15 protein-coding genes are annotated in these 19,441 nt (G+C 42.6%); 5 read left to right on the top strand and 10 right to left on the bottom strand.

All coding sequences use genetic code 11. From position 1 onward, the window contains the following. Positions 1-78 precede the first annotated feature (78 nt). The 4 genes from B5Y40_RS28955 to B5Y40_RS28940 all read right to left on the bottom strand — a co-directional run bounded on the left by B5Y40_RS28955 (position 79) and on the right by B5Y40_RS28940 (position 3,462). Positions 79-630, bottom strand: a complete 552-nt coding sequence (locus B5Y40_RS28955) for an RNA polymerase sigma factor (protein WP_079690386.1) — start codon at positions 628-630, stop codon at positions 79-81. Positions 631-943: 313 nt separating this feature from the next. Further along, entirely contained in the window at positions 944-1,552 is a 609-nt protein-coding gene (locus B5Y40_RS28950; protein WP_079690385.1) for a hypothetical protein, read from the bottom strand. Positions 1,553-1,776: 224 nt separating this feature from the next. Beyond that, positions 1,777-1,965 (bottom strand): hypothetical protein, encoded by a 189-nt coding sequence (locus B5Y40_RS28945; RefSeq protein ID WP_079690384.1) that lies wholly within the window; start codon positions 1,963-1,965, stop codon positions 1,777-1,779. A 174-nt stretch (positions 1,966-2,139) separates the two neighbouring features. Next, complete coding sequence (locus tag B5Y40_RS28940) at positions 2,140-3,462, bottom strand: DUF418 domain-containing protein (protein ID WP_079690383.1); 1,323 nt, start codon at positions 3,460-3,462, stop codon at positions 2,140-2,142. Between the two features lie 885 nt (positions 3,463-4,347). Here B5Y40_RS28940 and B5Y40_RS28935 point away from each other — a divergent pair. From B5Y40_RS28935 to B5Y40_RS28925, 3 genes are all read left to right on the top strand, one after another. Beyond that, positions 4,348-7,308 carry a SusC/RagA family TonB-linked outer membrane protein gene (locus tag B5Y40_RS28935; RefSeq protein ID WP_143785995.1) on the top strand — a complete coding sequence of 987 codons (2,961 nt, stop codon included), beginning with the start codon at positions 4,348-4,350 and terminating at the stop codon, positions 7,306-7,308. 12 nt (positions 7,309-7,320) lie between these two features. After that, the gene (locus B5Y40_RS28930; RefSeq protein ID WP_079690381.1) at positions 7,321-9,015 is read left to right on the top strand and encodes a RagB/SusD family nutrient uptake outer membrane protein; all 1,695 of its coding nucleotides are present in this window, start codon (positions 7,321-7,323) and stop codon (positions 9,013-9,015) included. A 292-nt stretch (positions 9,016-9,307) separates the two neighbouring features. After that, the gene (locus B5Y40_RS28925; RefSeq protein ID WP_079690380.1) at positions 9,308-9,727 is read left to right on the top strand and encodes a hypothetical protein; all 420 of its coding nucleotides are present in this window, start codon (positions 9,308-9,310) and stop codon (positions 9,725-9,727) included. A 128-nt stretch (positions 9,728-9,855) separates the two neighbouring features. Here B5Y40_RS28925 and B5Y40_RS28920 read toward each other — a convergent pair whose 3' ends face one another. From B5Y40_RS28920 to B5Y40_RS29740, 6 genes are all read right to left on the bottom strand, one after another. Then, positions 9,856-10,215: a DUF6980 family protein gene (locus B5Y40_RS28920; protein WP_079690379.1), complete on the bottom strand. Its 360-nt coding sequence runs from the start codon at positions 10,213-10,215 to the stop codon at positions 9,856-9,858. A gap of 30 nt (positions 10,216-10,245) precedes the next feature. Then, positions 10,246-11,421, bottom strand: a complete 1,176-nt coding sequence (uxuA, locus tag B5Y40_RS28915) for a mannonate dehydratase (RefSeq protein ID WP_221409006.1) — start codon at positions 11,419-11,421, stop codon at positions 10,246-10,248. Positions 11,422-11,577: 156 nt separating this feature from the next. Beyond that, positions 11,578-12,672, bottom strand: coding sequence for an endo-1,4-beta-xylanase (locus B5Y40_RS28910; protein ID WP_079690378.1), 1,095 nt, complete (start codon positions 12,670-12,672; stop codon positions 11,578-11,580). Between the two features lie 34 nt (positions 12,673-12,706). After that, a complete protein-coding gene (locus tag B5Y40_RS28905) occupies positions 12,707-15,553 on the bottom strand; it encodes a glycosyl hydrolase 115 family protein (RefSeq protein ID WP_221409005.1) in 2,847 nt (948 codons plus the stop codon). Positions 15,554-15,587: 34 nt separating this feature from the next. After that, a complete protein-coding gene (locus tag B5Y40_RS30160; protein WP_394333200.1) occupies positions 15,588-15,680 on the bottom strand; it encodes a hypothetical protein in 93 nt (30 codons plus the stop codon). Then, complete coding sequence (locus tag B5Y40_RS29740; protein WP_159453839.1) at positions 15,677-15,829, bottom strand: hypothetical protein; 153 nt, start codon at positions 15,827-15,829, stop codon at positions 15,677-15,679. Before B5Y40_RS29740 ends, B5Y40_RS30160 begins: the two co-directional genes overlap by 4 nt. A gap of 370 nt (positions 15,830-16,199) precedes the next feature. On the opposite strand from B5Y40_RS29740, the gene B5Y40_RS28900 reads away from it, so the two are divergent. Both B5Y40_RS28900 and B5Y40_RS28895 read left to right on the top strand, forming a co-directional pair. Continuing rightward, complete coding sequence (locus tag B5Y40_RS28900) at positions 16,200-17,234, top strand: LacI family DNA-binding transcriptional regulator (protein ID WP_079690376.1); 1,035 nt, start codon at positions 16,200-16,202, stop codon at positions 17,232-17,234. Between the two features lie 25 nt (positions 17,235-17,259). Next, positions 17,260-19,437, top strand: coding sequence for an alpha-glucuronidase family glycosyl hydrolase (locus B5Y40_RS28895; protein WP_079690375.1), 2,178 nt, complete (start codon positions 17,260-17,262; stop codon positions 19,435-19,437). Positions 19,438-19,441 lie beyond the last annotated feature (4 nt).

Raw genomic sequence — 19,441 nt, 5'->3', positions numbered from 1 at the left:
TCGTGGCGTTAGGTTCCGGCCTTTAGTAGTCAATCTAACTCGTATAGTATACGATTTTCGCTCGTAGTTGAACTGGTACTATTCCCCTGTGAAGTGAGATTTAATCGTGCGGAGCGCCTGCTGCATATGTGTTTTTACGGTGAGGCGTGAGATGTTGAGACGCTGCGCTACTTCTTCGTATTTAAGTCCTTCGTTGTGACAAAGACTATAGACCAGCTTTTGTTGAGGTGGCAGATTGCTCACAACCTGGTTTAGTATCTGTTGTGATTCGCGGTATAATATAGTCTCTTCGGTTTCACGATGTGCTTCTGATAGCTCTTTACTCAAACGGTTTTTAGCCGTTGCTTCGGTAGCGACTTTCTTCAACAGGTTAAAAATATGATTCCGGGTAATGGTAAACAGGTATGCCGAGAACTGCTCAATGGTTACTGCTGATTCGCGGTTGATCCAGATTTTCAAAAATATATCCTGCACTACTTCCTCCGCCATACTATCGGAGCGTGTAAGCCGGAGCGCGAAACTATATACTTTAGGAGAGTACGCGCAGAAGAGGATACGAAAAGCAAGCTGATCGCCAGAAGAGATACGGAATAAAAGGTTTCTGACATCAGCGTGTTCCTGCATCATCATCAGTTTAGGTGGTGATAACCTTTTGTTAATCTAAACTTAATGAAAAGCACGTAATGAAAAAAATTCCACTGAACACTTTTATATTCTTTGCCTTCCGAACTCGTTAACGGAAAATATTATTTGTCCGTCGGGGATATCTTTGTGCATGGAAGAAATCCAATAGTATAAACTTTCTTTGCTGACTTTGTTCCTTTCTGGAATCGTTGTGGTCTTTAATTTTAAGCCGCGTTATCGACTGCAGATATGAAATATGAAAAACCTCCTACACTAGGGTTATCTTATCACACGCCTCAGGCGCAGGCCAGCTAGACATCTAATTATAGAACTTCTTGCCTTGAAACACCTCTTTTATTTCACCGCTCGGATAAAAAATAAAGTGATATATATCTGAGGATCCCTGCCAATTCTTGTCTAAATTATATGAAGTACAAAATTCTTTCTCCTCTGCGGATAAAGTATTCTCAAATACAGATGAGAAAAATATCACTAAACCGATCTCCTTGGTACTAGCAATGCTCTTAACATACGAATGAGCATCATTAGTTTTATCAAACTCAAGCTGCCTGTCAATTTGAACATTTACTGAGTCACGTATCCTCTTAACAAAAAAACTATTTCCTGCCAACAGCTCTCCGCAGCTATCTGATTTATAGATTCTTTTAATCACATCACAAAGTACAAGCCCTGAGCTATTACCGATTGTGGTGTTACTTATTTGAAAGCCTTTAAAATTCTTGACATTTACTCGGTTTGTTAACTTCTCACAATCGGTCCGAAGAGTCTGAAGATAACCTTTCGGATATTTTGACTTCAAGTAGATAATTGCAGTATCATAAAATATTTTTTCATGACCTGGCCTATTCTTCAAACCGAGAAAAAGGAATATTAAAAGGGAAAAGAATATATATCTAAACGAGTTCATTGTGATTTTAAGGACTGTTTTTTTGCGGTGCATATGTGGGGATTCGTCTATAGAATTTTTGTATCGGATCCATCTTGATCATATTTATTTGCTTGCCCTGGATAGGGAAGGAAATAAGATTGTGCTACATGCGGAAGCGTGATATCTACCGATGGACTTGTGGGGAGCTCCGATACTATATCGTAAACACTCACGAGTCCACTCAAATATAGTTGACTTTAAACTCAAATATTTTGTCTTCTGCCAAGCAACAGAACTCCCATAGATTGGAACTTGATAACTTTATCCATTGAGCTATTCCATAGTTGAAATGTGTCTTTTCCTAACAAATCTTTAATTACACCCATGATGGCTTTGGTTTGGTAGCTTCCGGAGTTTCCACGGTTATACACAAAATTCAAATGGTCATCCATCAAAAAATTATTTATTACTTCCGTTACCAACGTAAGATTGACTTCCTGACCTGTACCAAAATGTATTCATTCCTTATCCCATACTACCGTTTCGCTTAAACGCCTTGCCATTATATATAGCAGTCGCGAATCCATTGATTTCTCCATCTGATCACTCCAACGCATCGCTCGCCATTACAGTTTCACAAGGGGTTGTTTCTTCCAATACGTCAGGCTTCGCCAGAGCCACTCTGCCGGGCCATATAAAAAGTAACGCATCCAGAATGTACAGAATATAATTTGAAAGACCCAGATAGCAATGACTATAGTATATATTTCATAACGCTGAAGTTCACCATACAATCCTAAAGCAAATCCATTAAAAATCAAGCAACATATAAACGACTGCGTCAGATAGTTCGTCAGCGCCATTTGCCCGACAGGCTGTAGCATCCTGAAGAACCAGTTGAATACGCCTGATTTATAGAGCAACATCACCAGACCGAGTATGCCTAATGACCGGGCTATCCGGTCCAATTGGTAAAACTGAACATGTACATTCTTTGTATACTCAAACCAGTTAAACGCATATTCAATTTGCGTCTGTATACGCCAGTAAGAAAGTGTAAGCCCTATACCAAGCCCGACAATCGCCATCCAGGTATATACCTTTACAGAAGCTTTGCCCATGAGTATACCGGTTTTAAAGAACGCCATCCCCAACAGGAAACAAATGAATACATCCCACGCCTGGAAATACATGTAGTGTATGAGGCTGTCGAGGTAACTACTGGTCCGTTCCTCATATACACTAGCGTAGTCACCCTGTATTTTTCTTTTCACTTCGTCAGCCCGCTTGAGTTTACCTTCGGGTGAAGTTCTTTTTTTAAAGGCAACCATTTCCTCCAACGCATCTTTTTGTTCCAGGGTAAGTTTCGTCTTCGTAGTATCTATAGCGGCAACCGCTTCACCCTCGGAGATCATACTTTTCCGCTGATAGAAATCTCTATTCTCGCGAACCAACATTAACGCCAGGCAAATAGCAGCACCGATCATTAATTTGCGTGGTGAAAGCTGTCGGAATGTAAACAACATCATTCCATAACAAGCATAATCGAATAGGATATCACCATTCCACAACAAAATAAAAACATCAAACAAGGAGAAGACCATCAGCCAAAGCTGACGTCTGAAAAAATAATCGGCAGGTTGAAGTCCTGTGGTTCTGTCCTCTTGCCGGCCAACAAACAGTATAATGCCTGCACCAAACAACATCGAAAACAATGCCCGCTGTGTACCATCAAAGAACCACGTGACGATATACCACCAGTAATAGTTAATACCTGATTCATTGAGAACAGAAGGATCGTATCCTACCGGGCCAGGTAATGCAAAGAAAGGAATGTTCATCAGCAAGATGCCGAGTATAGCAATACCACGAAGACTGTCAAGCACAATGATCCGTTCCGATTGGCTTACAGGTGCTCCGTTCAAAGATGCGGTAGTAGGTATAGTCATGATGATCGGTTAGTCGTGATCCGTGTGTTTTAAAGAGACAATGTGCAGATGTGTTCACACCCAACGGCCAGCCAGTCTATCGCATCTGAAAATAAATATCGTGATTTTCAAGTATATACAGATTCACATTTATATGCGATGGTATTATTGCGAAACTATACCGTTGGTTTCCGTGTCGTCCCGGGACGGTTCCCGCGGCTATAGTTCATCATGACAGATTTACGATTCCATTTTTTTTGATTGCGCATTCGCGGATAATGATATTTATCAACAGACTATACTTCGTCTTCGCGCAAGAAAAGTTCTATATCGATAAAGTATAAACCCAATATTTCCTTAACTTTAACTAAATGTTACCCGGGAGGCTGATTACTTGTCCTCCTATACTTGTACAAATATTTTTTATTGTAAGCACTATACCGTGTGCACGCAAAACACAGTCTGTGATCGTGAGGGGTGTTGTGACGTAATATTGGGTAATTCACCTTCTGATTTCTTTTGCGGAATCGATACCAATGAAGAATGGTATAGTAAATTAATGCTATAAATCATGTTTAATATATACCGCCCGGCAGATGTATATATATTTAAAGAACACCGGGTATGCTTGCATGCGGCATATCGGGTATAGTTTGAAGCTTAATAGAACGGTAACAATAAAATCCGGGATACACCGATTAGAAGTACTTATTTGGCGCAAAATTTCAGGAGCCTCAGACCCCGCAAAGAACCTAACCATCTATTTATACATATCAATAACTAAAAACGCCTATGCTAAAAATCTATCTTGTTTATCTGCGGAACAATCTTTTGCCCTCCGGGTATAAAAGATTTTTCGTTTCACTCTTATGTATCCTCCTGGCCGGGCCTGTATCACAACATGTTATGGCAACACCTTCCATAGCGTCTATTCAGGCCGTTACAGTATCAGGAAAAATAGTTGACGATACCGGATCAGCCCTTCCGGGTGTGAACGTATTGGAAAAAGGAACTACCAATGGTGCAGTGAGTGACTCGGAAGGTCGCTATACTCTGCAAGTGTCTTCAGGACAGTCTGTTCTTACCTTCAGCTTTGTGGGTATGGAATCGCAAAGTATAGTAGTAGGCACACAGTCTGAGGTAAATGTGACCATGCTATCCGATGCTTCTACACTTTCTGAAGTAATCGTTGTTGGTTATGGAACACAGGAGAAACGCGATGTTACCGGTGCTATGGTGTCTGTAAAAAGCGAAGACTTCAACCGCGGTATCATGAACTCTCCGGAGCAACTTGTACAAGGAAAAGTAGCTGGTGTAAATGTTACTTCTGCCAGTGGTGAACCCGGTGGTACACAATCCATCACGATTCGTGGACCGGGTGGTGTTCGCACCGGTAGCACACCATTGTTTGTGGTTGATGGACTTCCTCTTGACAACTCAAGCACCGGTGGAACTACTAACCCGTTGAATTTTATCAACCCTCAAGATATAGAGTCTATCGATGTTTTGAAAGATGCATCTGCTACCGCGATCTACGGATCCCGTGGTGCAAATGGTGTTGTATTGATTACAACGAAGCGTGGTAAATCCGGAAGCTCAAACCTTACATACTCCGGAAGTATAGGTATATCCAAGATGGCTCGTCCGATCGATGTATTCTCTGCTGATGCATACCGCGAACAAGTAACATCTCTTGGCGGAACACTGGTAGACGGTGGTGCTAATACTGACTGGCAAAAAGAAATCAGCCGCACTGCACTTACAAAAAATCACAACCTTTCATTGAGTGGCGGAGCTGAAAAACTTTCTTACTATGCTTCGTTGGGTATGCAAAACCAGGAAGGTATCATTAAGAACAGCAACATGAAACGCTACAACGGCCGTATCAATGTAACGCAAAAGTTTTTGAATGACCGCTTGTCAGTCGATCTTAACCTGAGTGCTGCCAGCACTACGAATACTCGCCCTCCTTCATCCGGTAATAATGGTTCATCCATTACTATTCTGGGTGGAGCGCTTACAGCGAACCCTACACTTCCAGCCTATGATGAAACGGGGGCACCATACAAGTATCCGGGCAGTGGTACCAATCCATTACGCTCACTACAGTTATGGGAAGATGTCACTACGATTAACCGTATCGTAGGAAATATATCGCCTTCCCTGGAGATTGTTAAGGGACTGGTATATAAATTAAATTTCGGTATCGATAATTCAAATGCGGTTCGCGACCAGGTATCGTTCCCTAGTCTGGAGCCTGCACAGGATGGCTATCTGCAGACCACCTATAATCACAATAATAACAGTCTGATTGAGAACTATCTTACCTATACTATAACGAAAGGCAGCCATACTATATCTGCCTTGGCAGGACAGTCGTATCAGAAATTTTTCATTCAGGAACGTTCCTATAGCATTAATAAATTTGCAATATCAGACATTGATCCACGCTATAATCCAGGGCTCGGACAAGATTTGACGTTGACTAACAACAGGCCTACGGGTTCTGCAACGAAAAATGAACTACAATCTTTCTTCGGAAGAATTAACTATTCACTGAAAGATAAATACCTCCTTACTGCTACTGTGCGTGCCGATGGTTCATCTAAATTCGGAGCCAATAATAAATACGGAACGTTTCCTTCTTTCTCGTTGGGATGGAGAATTTCAGAAGAAGAATTCATGAAGAGTCTTCCGGTGAGTAATTTAAAATTACGCGCAGGTTGGGGACGAACCGGAAATCAGGAGATACCTTCAAAATATACCAAAGCATTATTCACATCACAAGTTACTGCAGGGGCAACATACCCGCTGGACGGAACCAGTGTATATCCTGCGGGAACCACTTTTGTCAGATTGGCTAATCCTGATCTTCAATGGGAAGTTTCTTCACAGACAAACGTAGGCGTTGACTTTGGTTTCCTGGGCGGAGCATTGAGTGGATCGGTTGATTACTTTAATAAAGTATCCAGCCATATTCTGTTGGTAGTATATCCGACTGATCCCATTCAACCGGCTCAAACAACCTATAGAAACGTGGAGGACATGAAGATTAAAAACTCAGGCGTTGAAGTAGCCTTGAACTATGAGTATAGAGCTACGAGTGGCTTTACTGCATCTATAGGTGGTAACGTAACGTTTATCCATAACAAAGTTACCGGCTCACCTTATTCTGTAATTACCTCGGGTACTGCGGAAGGATCAGGCATTACCGGTACGACTGTTAACGGCTATATCAACGGACAGCCTATTGGAACGTTCTTCATGCGCGAGTTCCTTGGCATTAATGAAGCCGGTATAGCGACCTATACAGACCTTAATGGCGATGGAAATACTACGGATGCTGACCGTGTAAAATTAGGAAGTGCTTTACCAACAACGATGTATAACTTCAACCTGGGAAGTTCCTTTAAAGGTTTTGATTTAACAGCAAACTTCAATGGTGTTTCGGGTAACAAGATATTTAACAATACCGCGAACTCTAACTTCATTAAGAATAACATCGCCAATGGTGTGAACACCTCACCGGAAGCTGTGAAATATCCAAACGAAAGCGTAGCCAATGAAAAACCGGTATCATCACGATACCTTGAAAATGGTGCATTCCTGCGATTGAACAACCTCTCCCTCGGCTATAGCATCAGCACATCGAAGCTGGGTATAGATCGTTGGATATCCAAAGTACGGATATCGGTTACCGGGCAGAATCTGTTCGTGATCACCAAATATACCGGCTACGATCCGGAGGTTAATACCGACCGGTCTACCTTTACTAGTTCATCTTCTGGGGTAACATCCCTGGGGATTGATTACCTGAGCTATCCGAAAGCAAAAACTGTGTTGTTCGGACTGAATGTTACATTTTAACAGAATTGATCCATGAAAAGAAAACTATATATATTACTACTATTCCTTGGCTTTATCATTATTGAGGGATGTACCGATCTTGAAGAAGAAATATTGGACGAAACTTCTTCTACAGGTTTGACGGATAAGCAAGTAGCCGATGGAATTATAGCTCCGGTATACGCGCCTATGTTCGATTTGTTACTGCACACCACATACTTTACACTTCAGGAAATTTCTACTGACGAAGCTATACTTCCATTTCGAGGTGGTAAAGATTGGGGTGATAATGGAATTTATGTAGGCATGCATCAACATACGCATGGTGCTACGGACCCAAACATCGCCACCACATTTAATACTCTAAACAGAGCCATTTCAAGATCACTTACGGCATTGAATTCTCTTCCTGAAATACAAGATGAAGTGAAGAATGTATACTTAGCCGAAGCTCGTGGTATGAGAGCATTCTATTCCATGGTATCCCTTGATTTATTTGGTTTGATCTTCGTGAAGGAAGATCCTAAAGCAATCTCTACTATCTTGCGTGGCTCAGAAGCAGTCGAGTATATAAAAAGTGAATTGCTGGCAGCGGAGCCTCTGCTATCTACAACTGCAGGACCTGGCCGATTGACGAAAGCTGCCGCCTGGGGACTCCTCGCTCGGCTATATTTGAATTCTGCTGTATATCGTGATCGCTACGCAGCAAACTTCAGCTTTACATCCGATGATATGGATCAAGCTATACTATATTGTGATAAGATCATCAACTCCGGGCAGTATACATTGTCAACTGACTATTTCGCTGTATTCGGCAATGACAACCATACTAATAAAGAATTAATCTTTGCACTTGATCAACGTTTTGATCTACCCGGAAGCCACAATCGTCTGGCATACTTCTCTATCTCTGGCGATATGTTCCCTTTAGCGAATGCGCCCAGCGCCAATGGTACAGATGGTCCTGCTATCACCCCTGACTTCTATCACTCCTGGACGGATGCTTACGGTGCTACCGATCCTGCAGATATAGATCCACGGTTCTATCAGAAGAACCTAGATCCAACTGTAGGCTGTATCTCCGCCGATGCCTATAAAATTGATCGCGGCATTTTACGTGGACAGCAATATGGTTTAGTTAAAGTAAACGGTGCTTTTGTAAAATGTGAAAATGGCAATTACAAGATCGATAAACTTTACAACGTAACCCGTAGCCGTGCAGACTTAGCCGTTGACTTTAAAGAGTTTGTGGATTACTCTGCCGATGGCCGCGATTATGATAAAGGCTATCGCGTTGAAAAATATGAATTCTGCAAAAAGACAACGGACGGTCGCAAGATCGGTGATGCCGACATTTCCATCCTTCGTCTGGCAGATATATACCTGATGCGTGCCGAAGCAAAGTTGCGCAAGAACAACGATGTGTCCAATGCTTTGATAGATGTTAACACAGTGCGTGCTGCACGTACTTCAAGCAATGGCGTAGCGGTAACACCTGCACCTCCCCTGGGAGATATGAACCTCGATATTCTTTTCCGCGAACGCGGCTTTGAACTCTATTGGGAAATGGTGCGCCGTACAGATATGATCCGCTTCGGAAAATATGAAGGTACATGGACAGAGAAAACAGACACGAACCCACAAAAAAGAATTTTCCCAATTCCTCAGACGGCTATCGATGCAGCATCAAATGCTCCTGGATACCTGATACAGAATCAAGGATATTAATTTAAAATTATAGTGTAACACTATACCGCAGCTGACTTTGTTGGCTGCGGTATTTTTTTGCTATTATTATAGTATACGTGCTATGGGCCTGTAGATTCCAATATATACCACTCAGGATATATTTAAAGACTTATATCGACAATATATTCGGCACCACAATGACAAGAAAATGGGTCAAAAAAATCTTGATCTATTCAGTAAAAATACGGAGACTCCATTCCGTGGTTTCATGGATTTAATATTAAATAACTGATCGTAGTTTTAGGGGATAAATTAAAAATTAAAGATACCTATGATTGACTTTATTCGCGACTATGTAAAAATCATTCACAACGCTCAAGCTGCTTGTCTGGAAGTAACGTTCAAAGGTTTTGTGTCTTACGATGAACTTGTCGAAGCTGTGGAATATGAAATTAAATTGATCCAACACTATAAACTAAAAAAATGCCTGATTAACCTTCGTGATATGCGCGTTTACCCAGAGGGCGGAGAGGAGTATATTAAAGCGGTATGGTTTCCTGGAGTGATCAAAAGTGGAATCCGGGCAACTGCATTTATAGTACCTGACGATCTCTTTGGAAAGATGTCAATGCAGGAGGCACACTCCTATACTTTAGAATCTGAGGTTATGAACTATGACCATTTTAACGATCAGGATACTGCCATGAAATGGCTTGAATCTGTAACAATGGCAATGAGTAGTAGTATATAGAACTACATTATCTCAATAAAAAGACTGCATCAAAGCAGTCTTTTTTTATTTAAATGTTTTTATATCAAGGGGCTAATTATCGAAAGTAACCATGTCTATCAGATCACCTATACATTCTTTCGATATCGCTATTTCGCCAGTCGCTTTCCGCACCATGGACAGTGTTCAATACCTATATACGATTGTCCGCCATCATGAACAGGAATTCCATAATCTTTTGACTTCTTATTAAACCTGATCACTGCGTCAGGATTAACATCTTTTGTTTTTTTATCGAAGGTTAAATAGTAAGTCATTTTCGTGCAGCAGTGTTTACCGACTTTAACTTTTGATTTTTTTATTTGCTGCTTCAAATACCAATCTGCGATCACTTCGTTATTGCCGATCGCATCACAATAGTCCGCATACGCCTGGGTCTGCCAGAGAGATCTGTCCAACTTAGGAGAAGTAAATTTCTTATAGAGGACTTTGAATTTTTGTAATTCCATTTTCTATCAGGGATGCTACAGAGATGATGTTTAGTTGTTATCAGCAAGCACACGTGAAATCCCCAATTCCAGCCCGCGCAATTCCGCCAATCCGCGTAAGCGTCCTATAGCAGAGTAGCCTGGATAGGTTTTCTTATTCAGGTCGTCCAGCATCTGGTGACCATGATCAGGGCGCATCGGTAAAGATATACCTCTGCGTTTCATCAGCAATACAATTTCTCTTACCACACTATACATATCGGCATCACCTTCAAGATGGTTTGCTTCGTAGAAATCTCCTTTATAGTCACGCTTCGTACTACGCAAATGTAAAAAGTGGATTCTGTCACCTAACCGCTTAACCATACCAGACAAATCATTATCAGCTCGAGCTCCATACGAACCAGTGCAGAAACAAAGTCCGTTTGCAGGAGACGGCACTGCTGTCAATAGCTCCGTTGCATCCTTCTCTGTGCTCATGATTCTTGGCAATCCTAATATAGAATATGGAGGATCGTCCGGATGGATCGCCAGGTTTACTCCCGCTGCCTCAGCGGTAGGTACAACCGCGTTTAGAAAATAGAACAAATGTTCCTTAAGTTTCTTTGCATCTATACCTTCATATCCTTTCAAGGCGGAAAGAATTTCCGGTGCTGTAAAAGGCTCATCACTGCCCGGTAGCCCTAACGTTGCATTATGAAAAAGACGTTTGCGTTCTTCTTCCGACATGCTGTCCAGTCGTTTTTTTGCCAGCGAAATTTCCTCAGCTGTATAGTCCTTCTCTGCGTTGGGTCTTTTCAACAAGTATAGATCAAACGCCACAAACGCTGACTTCTCAAAGTAAAGCGCCTTGCTACCATCGGGCATGGAGTATGTTATATCGGTACGCATCCAGTCGAGGATTGGCATAAAGTTATAGGTAACAACTTTTAACCCGCAGCGGCCTACATTTACTAAACTCTGTTTATAGTTCTCAATGTATAGTTTATAATTTCCACTTTGCCTTTTGATGTCTTCATGTACCGGTAAACTTTCTATTACCGTCCACGTCATGCCTGCTTTTTCAATAGCAGCTTTCCTTTTCTCAATCTCTTCCACGGTCCATACATCCCCTACAGGTATATGATGTAAAGCCGTTACTACACCGGTGCATCCAGCCTGCAAAAGATCCGATAAACTTACCGCATCATTCGGACCATACCAGCGCATTGTTTGTTCCATTGCCATGTGTATTCTGCTTTATATTTAAAGTTCGTTACAGACTTTTACGAGCCGTTCTTTCCGGCCTGCCATCTCACGTATTGTTGGCTGCAAGCTACTGGCAACGCTCCATATGTGAAAGTATATTTACGCAAAACATATTTCGACCGAAGATTTACACAATCAAAACTTAACCACTTCCCAGTATGCCTTCTTCGGCTTTAAGTTCTGATCGAAGAGCAGTGGGTAGTTTTTTCTTCCTGCCACGGGATACTCATCGAGCCAGCTACGTCTGTCTGATATATTCCAGAATGTGATGCCGGTGATTACGTTCTTATAGTCCCGGAAAACCTTGAAAATCATTTTATAGTGCCCCATCTGCTTGTTCTCTAGCTCAGACGTAAAAACATCCGTCTCACCCTGTCTCCGTTGACGTTTAAATTTTTCCCACTTGTATAGCGACACATCCAGTTCAGTGATCTGTATATCCAGTTTCAAGGACGAATACTTGTCCAGGGTTTCACGAAGCTCTTTTTCAGTAGGTTCGAAGATTGACCAATGGCCCTGGAGCCCGATGCCGTGAATGGGTACATTAGCATCCACCAGTTTCTTCAAAAGGGTATATATACGCTCTCTTTTTTCAGATCGCTCGGTGTTATAGTCATTGTAAAACAGTTTGGCATCCGGATCTGCCGCGTGAGCATATTCGAAAGCCTTGATGATAAAATCCACACCGCAGATCTTATACCATGGTGAGTTGCGCAGCAATCTGGAAGGTTCATCGGCTATCGCCTCGTTCACAACATCCCATGCATATACTTTACCTTTATAGCGCGTTACTACCGCAGTGATATGATCTTTCAGCCGACTCAGCAAAACCTCTTTTGTAACGGTATCACCTTTGGCATCGGTGAAGATCCATGGAGGAGTTTGTTCGTGCCAGCAAAGCGCATGACCCCGAACCTTTATACCGTGTTGTTGCGCAAAGTTTACGATCTGATCAGCGTCATCCCAGAAGTACCGATTCTCTTCCGGATGTATCGGCCCCATCTTCATCGCATTCTCCGGAGTCATACTGTTGAATTGCTGAATAATCAACTCTGCTTCCACACTTTTCAACGCCCGCGGAGATACTGCCACGCCAATGGGAAAGTAATTTTTATAGTAATCCTTTAAACCTTTAGTCTCCGCTTGTTGCCCGTGTACTTTACTTCCTAATGCTATAAGTATAAAGATCGCAGTAAGGTATATCTGTGTTAATGTAATTGATTGTTTCATGATATAGTTAGAGTTTTTTTACTTTTTTGCTATTCTATTTTTTCAAGTAGTAACTTTCCGGTGGCCCCAGATAACTGGGTTTAGTCTCTTTTGTTTCGATGACGATTTTTTGTAACACTACTCCCGGGTCGATGCGCCAGAACTTCAGTGTGTGGTAACCTTGTCGTTGCAAGCTATGTCTCGATACTTTTACGATCACGTTATCACTTACCCATTGCTCCCACGCCTTGAGCGACTTATCTTCATGAAGGTTTATGATCTGTGGAGTTTCATCATCGAATGAGACACCAAAACGAAGCCCGGTGGTATTGTGAAAATTCAGGGTTGGTGACAAGTATACTTTAAGATTTACACTGCCACTGTCTGCTAAATATACTCCGTACTCCAGACGAGGACTTGAAGAGGTGATCGGCTCGGACTTTTCAGTTACCGGAAAAGTTGTTACCGCTGAAAGCGTTCTTCCCAGGTTCGGTATCGTCTTCCATTGTACGCGCTGAGATGGTATAGCGCGGGCATAGTGCTCTGCTTCAATAGAAATATACCCGTTACTCTCAACAAAAGTTTTAGGCTGCGTTATCTTTGGCTTTATATTGTCAATGATGGCCATAACCGTGATACTACTTTTTGCACCGGTTATTGTAATAGGAACCTGGTGCTTGCCGGGGGGTACATTTTTCCAATTCACCAAAATCCATACACGCTGCTCATTATTGACACGACCGCCTTTAGTACTCAACGTTATATAGGGTGCAGTGGCCTGAATCTTAAAATCAAAAAACGTTTGTCCACGATTGAATATATCTATATAATAGAATTGCTGATGAAGCGCATCAAACACCGGGAGAACGGCTTGCTTCCTTTCCTGCGGCCACCATGAATCTGAACCATCTATAGCAACGCCGAGGGAAGCTGCTACCGGGAGTGTAATCGTTTTTACTGTTGGCATCACGTTCTTCTCAGGTTGTTGCCACCCGGTATACCCGATGTGCGTCTGGTCCATCATATGATTCCATTTACCACTTGCCATCTCCTTATTGTAATAATGCGACAATACAGAATCCTGCTGATACAATATCTTCGCGCGCTCAGCCAGTCCGTTGGTCCCTGCGCGACCTTGTGTTGCGTACCAGCGATTCTTCGCTACTGTTACATAAAGCTCATTCAAAACAGCTGATGCTTTTACGGGGTGCAATACAAGCTGATAAAAAGCATCTTTATACTCAGCAGGCATTGCTTCATCGATACGTTCCGCTTCTTTCAACAACTTGTTATACTCTTCTACCACTCTCTCGGCCTCCCGGTAATGAATGATGCTATAGGTTTCTGGTGATAACAACTCCGGTTTCCTGCGTGCATTATACCGTGTATAGTCTGTGAGAATGGAAGCTATAGCAGCAGCATGCTCGCTACCGAATTGCCGTTCTGCCCATAAGTATACATAGGCATCCAGGTTGTCCTGGTTCCATAGCTTTGGGTTCCATGCATAGTCCAGGAAGAACTCGATCGGAAATTCCATAGGTTTTATATCGCCAACATTTACAATCCAGATTTGATTGGCGCCATACTGGTATGCGAGATTCATTTGTTCCCATGTACGTTCAATCTGATTTGTGTTGAGCCATTTATAGTTTCGAGGCCCGCCTACATAATCAAAGTGATAATATATACCATATCCACCTGCTCGTGGTTTGTCTCCGGGTTTGGGAAGCTTTCGGATGTTGCCCCAATTATCATCACACAAGAGTAACGTTACATCATCCGGCACGCGCATGCCTTTATCGTAGTAGTCCTGCACTTCTTTATAGAGTGCCCATAGCTGTGGTGTAGCAGTTGGTTCCTTGCCGGTTACCGACTGAATTATAGCGCGCTGGTCTTTTACGATTTTTTCGAGCAAGGCTATATTTGTATCGTCACTCATCGCCATATCACCATCACCACGCATACCGAGCGATATAATACTTTCCCGGGAGGCCATCCGTTGAATACCTTCTTTCCAAAATTGCTGCAGTACAGCTTCATTCTTTTCATAATTCCAAGGGCCGGTTCCGCTCTTCCTCCATTCTGCATGTGCACGCATCATCGGTTCATGATGCGTTGTGCCCATCACGATTCCATATTCGTCTGCGAGTATAGGATTAAGCGGATCATCACTATTGAAACTTGCCCACCACATCGCAGGCCAGAGATAATTGCCTTTCATCCGCAAAATCAACTCAAAAACCTTTTCATAGAAGACATGGTTAAAGCCGCCATACTTCTCCACCGCCCAGCGGCCCAATGCAGGTTCTTCATCATTGAGAAATATACCTCTATATTTTACTGGTGGTTCGCCTTGTATATATCGCCCTGGTAAAACATACAGACTGCTACTCCTTCTGGGAGGAACGTCCGCCCACCAATGCCAGGGTGATACACCGATCTGCTTTGATAAATCATAAATGCCGAAGATCGTGCCACGCTTGTCGCTTCCCGCTATAACCAATGCCTGATCTACACCTTTCATTGGTTTCTCTACAACCTGGATAAGAAACGTTTCCCATTTGCCAGCTATAGCTGCAACATTCAATTTCTGTGTGCTTATGAGTTTATCAATTAAGATACTCTTCCCGATTGTTCCGATGATGACAATCTCCTTGGCCGATGGCGCTTTATCGTCAAGTAGCGTTACGTTCGCACCAGAAACGTTCTTTATATCAACCTGAAGATTGCGCACGGCACGAATAACACCAGGATAATCAGAATCACTTACATATACCGGTGCCGTCTTTCCAGAAAAGGCCAGGACAAAATTCTTTGCCGTCTTTTTTGTGGTGATATAGGATGCCTGCGCGTTTACGGTATATACTGACACGACACTTCCGCCTGACAACAGGAGGATCATATAGACGAGGTATATACCTTTCAACCTTAAAGTCTTACTTATACGCATATAACTTTAATTTCTGAATTCCACACTCGCCTACCGCAAAGCGCAAGTGTCGCCCCTGATGACTTTGATCACCATTCATTCTTCTGCCAGGTGTCCATTGTCCATCATATACTTTCCTTCATCAATATATGCTATACCAGCTAAAGGTGCATCGGTGAGATTGGACGTAAACGTCACAACAATTCCATTGCCGCAGTTTGTATGATCAGACCTCCCATAAATGACCACTGTTCATCTTTTGACTGTGGCAACCCAATATATAGTCATGCGTAAAGGTGAATGTATAGTTTGCAAGCTTAACAACTTGCCCGGTTAATGTTTATCCAGCAATGAAACTGCCTTAACCATTCGAATTATCCCTCAAAAGAATGTAGCCGCCTGGAAATCATCAATGTTATGACTAAGGTGTGAGATTGAATTAAAAAATACAACCGATTGCAAATATTTATTTAAAGAACATGCATTTTAAATTAATAATGCAGATAATTGCAGTGCAACCGATTTAATTAGTAAGTCCGGATGTTTAGGTTATGAGAATGAGTTTGAACCAATTAGTAATTATAATTTGCGCTCTTCAAAATAGTCTGCTTAAAACCTCATGAGTACTCAAAAGGAAATAACTATATATGATATAGCTGAGGCGCTGGACCTCTCGCCCGCTACGATAAGCCGCGGATTAAAAGATCATCCGACTATACGGAAGGATACGCGCAAAAGAATTTTTGATAAGGCCAAGGAGATGGGTTATCAGCAAAATCTTTTTGCCAGTAATCTCAGACGAAGCAGAAGTAATACGATTGGTGTGATTGTACCCAGATTGAACAGTTATTTTATGTCGGCCGTGATCGCGGGTATGGAAAAGGTGGCGAACGCTGCGGGATACAATTTGATCATCAGTCAATCAACAGAGTCAAAAGAAAAAGAGCTTGCCAACATCAAGACTCTATATAATAGTCGCGTTGACGGTTTACTTGTTTCGCTTGCGTACGATTCAGAAAATATAGATCACTTCGATCTGTTCCTGAATAAAGGTATACCGCTCATTTTCTTTGATCGTGTTTTCGATCATCCACAATGTACCAGCATTGTAATCGACAACTATAAAGCGGGATATGAAATTACCAGTCACCTCATCCGGCAAGGAAGTAAACGCATCGCGCACATTACTGCAAGCATCAAACGAAATGTATACGCTGACCGGTTGAGAGGCTATCGCGATGCATTGGCAGATCATGGTATACTATATGACGAGAAACTCATTTTCTTCTGCAACCTGAGCGAGCAGGCTGGCGCTGAAGCAACGCAACGTATACTAGAGATGGACGAACTACCGGATGGTATATTTGCTGCCAACGATACAACTGCCGTAAGCTGCATTCGTACACTGAAGCAGGCTGGTATAAAAATACCGGAACAAATTACCGTTGCCGGATTCAACAACGATCCTTTATCGAAGGTGATCGAGCCGAATCTCACCACAATGAATTACCCCGGACAGGAAATGGGCGAACTTGCCGCTGCTACGCTGATCCGGAAACTGGATACAAAAGAAGGCACAAGTCTCAATACGATTGTGCTTCATCATAACCTGATCGTACGTGAGTCGTCTCAACGAAAAGGAGCCGATTCGTAATACATTTAAAGCCCCTCTATATAATATGATTTTTACCCGATATTTCCTTCGCGTGTTCCTGATAGCACTGTTTTGCACCAGCGCTTCCGTTGTATATAGCGAAGATGGTTATCGGCTTTGGATGCGGTACGATAAGATCACAACAGTAGCGGTTGCAAAAAAATATCAATCGCTTGCTACTTCAGTGTTACTGGAAAAAGAATCAGCGACATTTGTGATCGCTCAAAAGGAACTTCAACTGGCTTTACAGGGACTTCTGCAAACAACAATCCCGGTTACTAAAACTATTCAGCCGGGCGCTATAGTTTTGGGAACCGCTTCCTCTTCGTCCATCATTTCATCGCTGGGTATATCTGAAAAACTAAAAGCTTTGGGTAAGGAAGGCTTCGTAATTTTTAGCGTTGTTATAAAGAATAAGCCTTGTACCGTGATCGCAGCCAACCATGATATAGGTGTATTATATGGTACATTTCATTTTATACGGCTGCTCCAAACACAACAGTCTATTGAAAAACTATCCGTTGTAAGTAAACCGGCTATCGGTCATCGCCTCCTGAATCATTGGGACAATCTCGACCGAACGGTTGAGCGCGGTTATGCTGGTTTTTCTTTGTGGGATTGGCATAAGCTCCCTGACTATATTGATCCTCGGTATATAGCGTATGCGCGCGCCAATGCATCCATTGGTATAAATGGTACTGTACTTACAAACGTGAATGCAAATGCACAAGTTTTAACAGTGCCCTATCTGAAAAAAGTAGCAGCCCTCGCAAATGTATTCCGGCCGTACGGCATTAAAGTATACCTGACAGCGCGGTTTAGCGCACCGGTAGAAATCGGTGGGCTCACCACGGCTGATCCATTGGACAGTGCCGTACAGGCATGGTGGAAAAAGAAGGTTGATGAAATATATACCTATATACCGGACTTTGGTGGTTTCCTGGTAAAGGCCAACTCAGAAGGACAGCCTGGTCCACAGAATTATGATCGCAATCATGCGGATGGTGCGAATGTTCTGGCCAAGGCACTTGCACCTCACAACGGTATCGTTATGTGGCGCGCTTTTGTATATAGCAATGAAGTTCCGGAAGACCGTGCAAAGCAAGCTTACAACGAATTCAAACCATTGGACGGCACTTTTGAAAAAAATGTATTGGTACAAGTAAAGAACGGCCCTATTGATTTTCAACCCCGCGAACCTTTTCATCCACTCTTTGGCGCTATGCCGAAAACTCCGCTCATGATGGAGTTTCAACTTACACAAGAGTATCTCGGCTTTGCAACGCACCTGGTATATCTTGCTCCGCTGTTTAAAGAATGTCTCGATGCTGATACCTATGCGAAAGGCAAAGGCTCGACAGTCTCACGTGTAATTGACGGTTCCCTTGAAAATCATACGCTCACGGGTATAGCCGGAGTTGCTAACATTGGCAATGATCGTAACTGGACGGGCCATCCTTTTGCACAAGCAAACTGGTATGCCTTAGGAAGATTAGCGTGGAACCCATCGCTGTCTTCTGAAACCATTGCTGAAGAATGGATCCGCGCTACGTTTTCCAATAACGAAAATGTAGTCAGCACATTGAAAAATGTTATGCTCGCTTCACGCGAAGTAACAGTACGCTATATGACACCCTTGGGGTTACATCACATTATGGGATGGAATCATCACTACGGCCCGGGGCCATGGATCAAAGACAAGCCACGCGCGGATTGGACATCGGTATATTACCACCAGGCAGACAGTCTCGGTATAGGATTCAACCGTACAGCTACTGGCAGCAAGGCGTTACTACAATATACACCCGAAGTGCAAAAGATATATAGCACACCGGCTGATTGTCCTGAAGAATATCTATTGTGGTTCAATCATGTCGGGTGGAATCATCGTATGAAATCAGGAAGAACGTTGTGGGATGAACTCTGCCATCATTATTATGCCGGTGCAGATTCTGTGCAGTGGATACAACAACAATGGGATTCTATACATAATCATATCGATGAAGAAAGATATCAGCAGGTTAAAGCACTGCTTGCCATCCAATACCAGGAAGCAATCTGGTGGCGGAATGCGTGTGTACTATACTTTCAGACTTTCTCTAAAAGAGATATACCTACCGGGTTACCCAAACCGGATCAATCACTAGATTATTATCAAAGCCTTGAATTTCCATTTGCACCGGGTATAAAACCGAAGTGGTAGAGGT

Origin of the sequence: Ohtaekwangia koreensis (assembly GCF_900167975.1) — a bacterium.
Classification (GTDB): domain Bacteria; phylum Bacteroidota; class Bacteroidia; order Cytophagales; family Cyclobacteriaceae; genus Ohtaekwangia; species Ohtaekwangia koreensis.
This window is presented reverse-complemented; position numbering and strand designations above follow the sequence as displayed.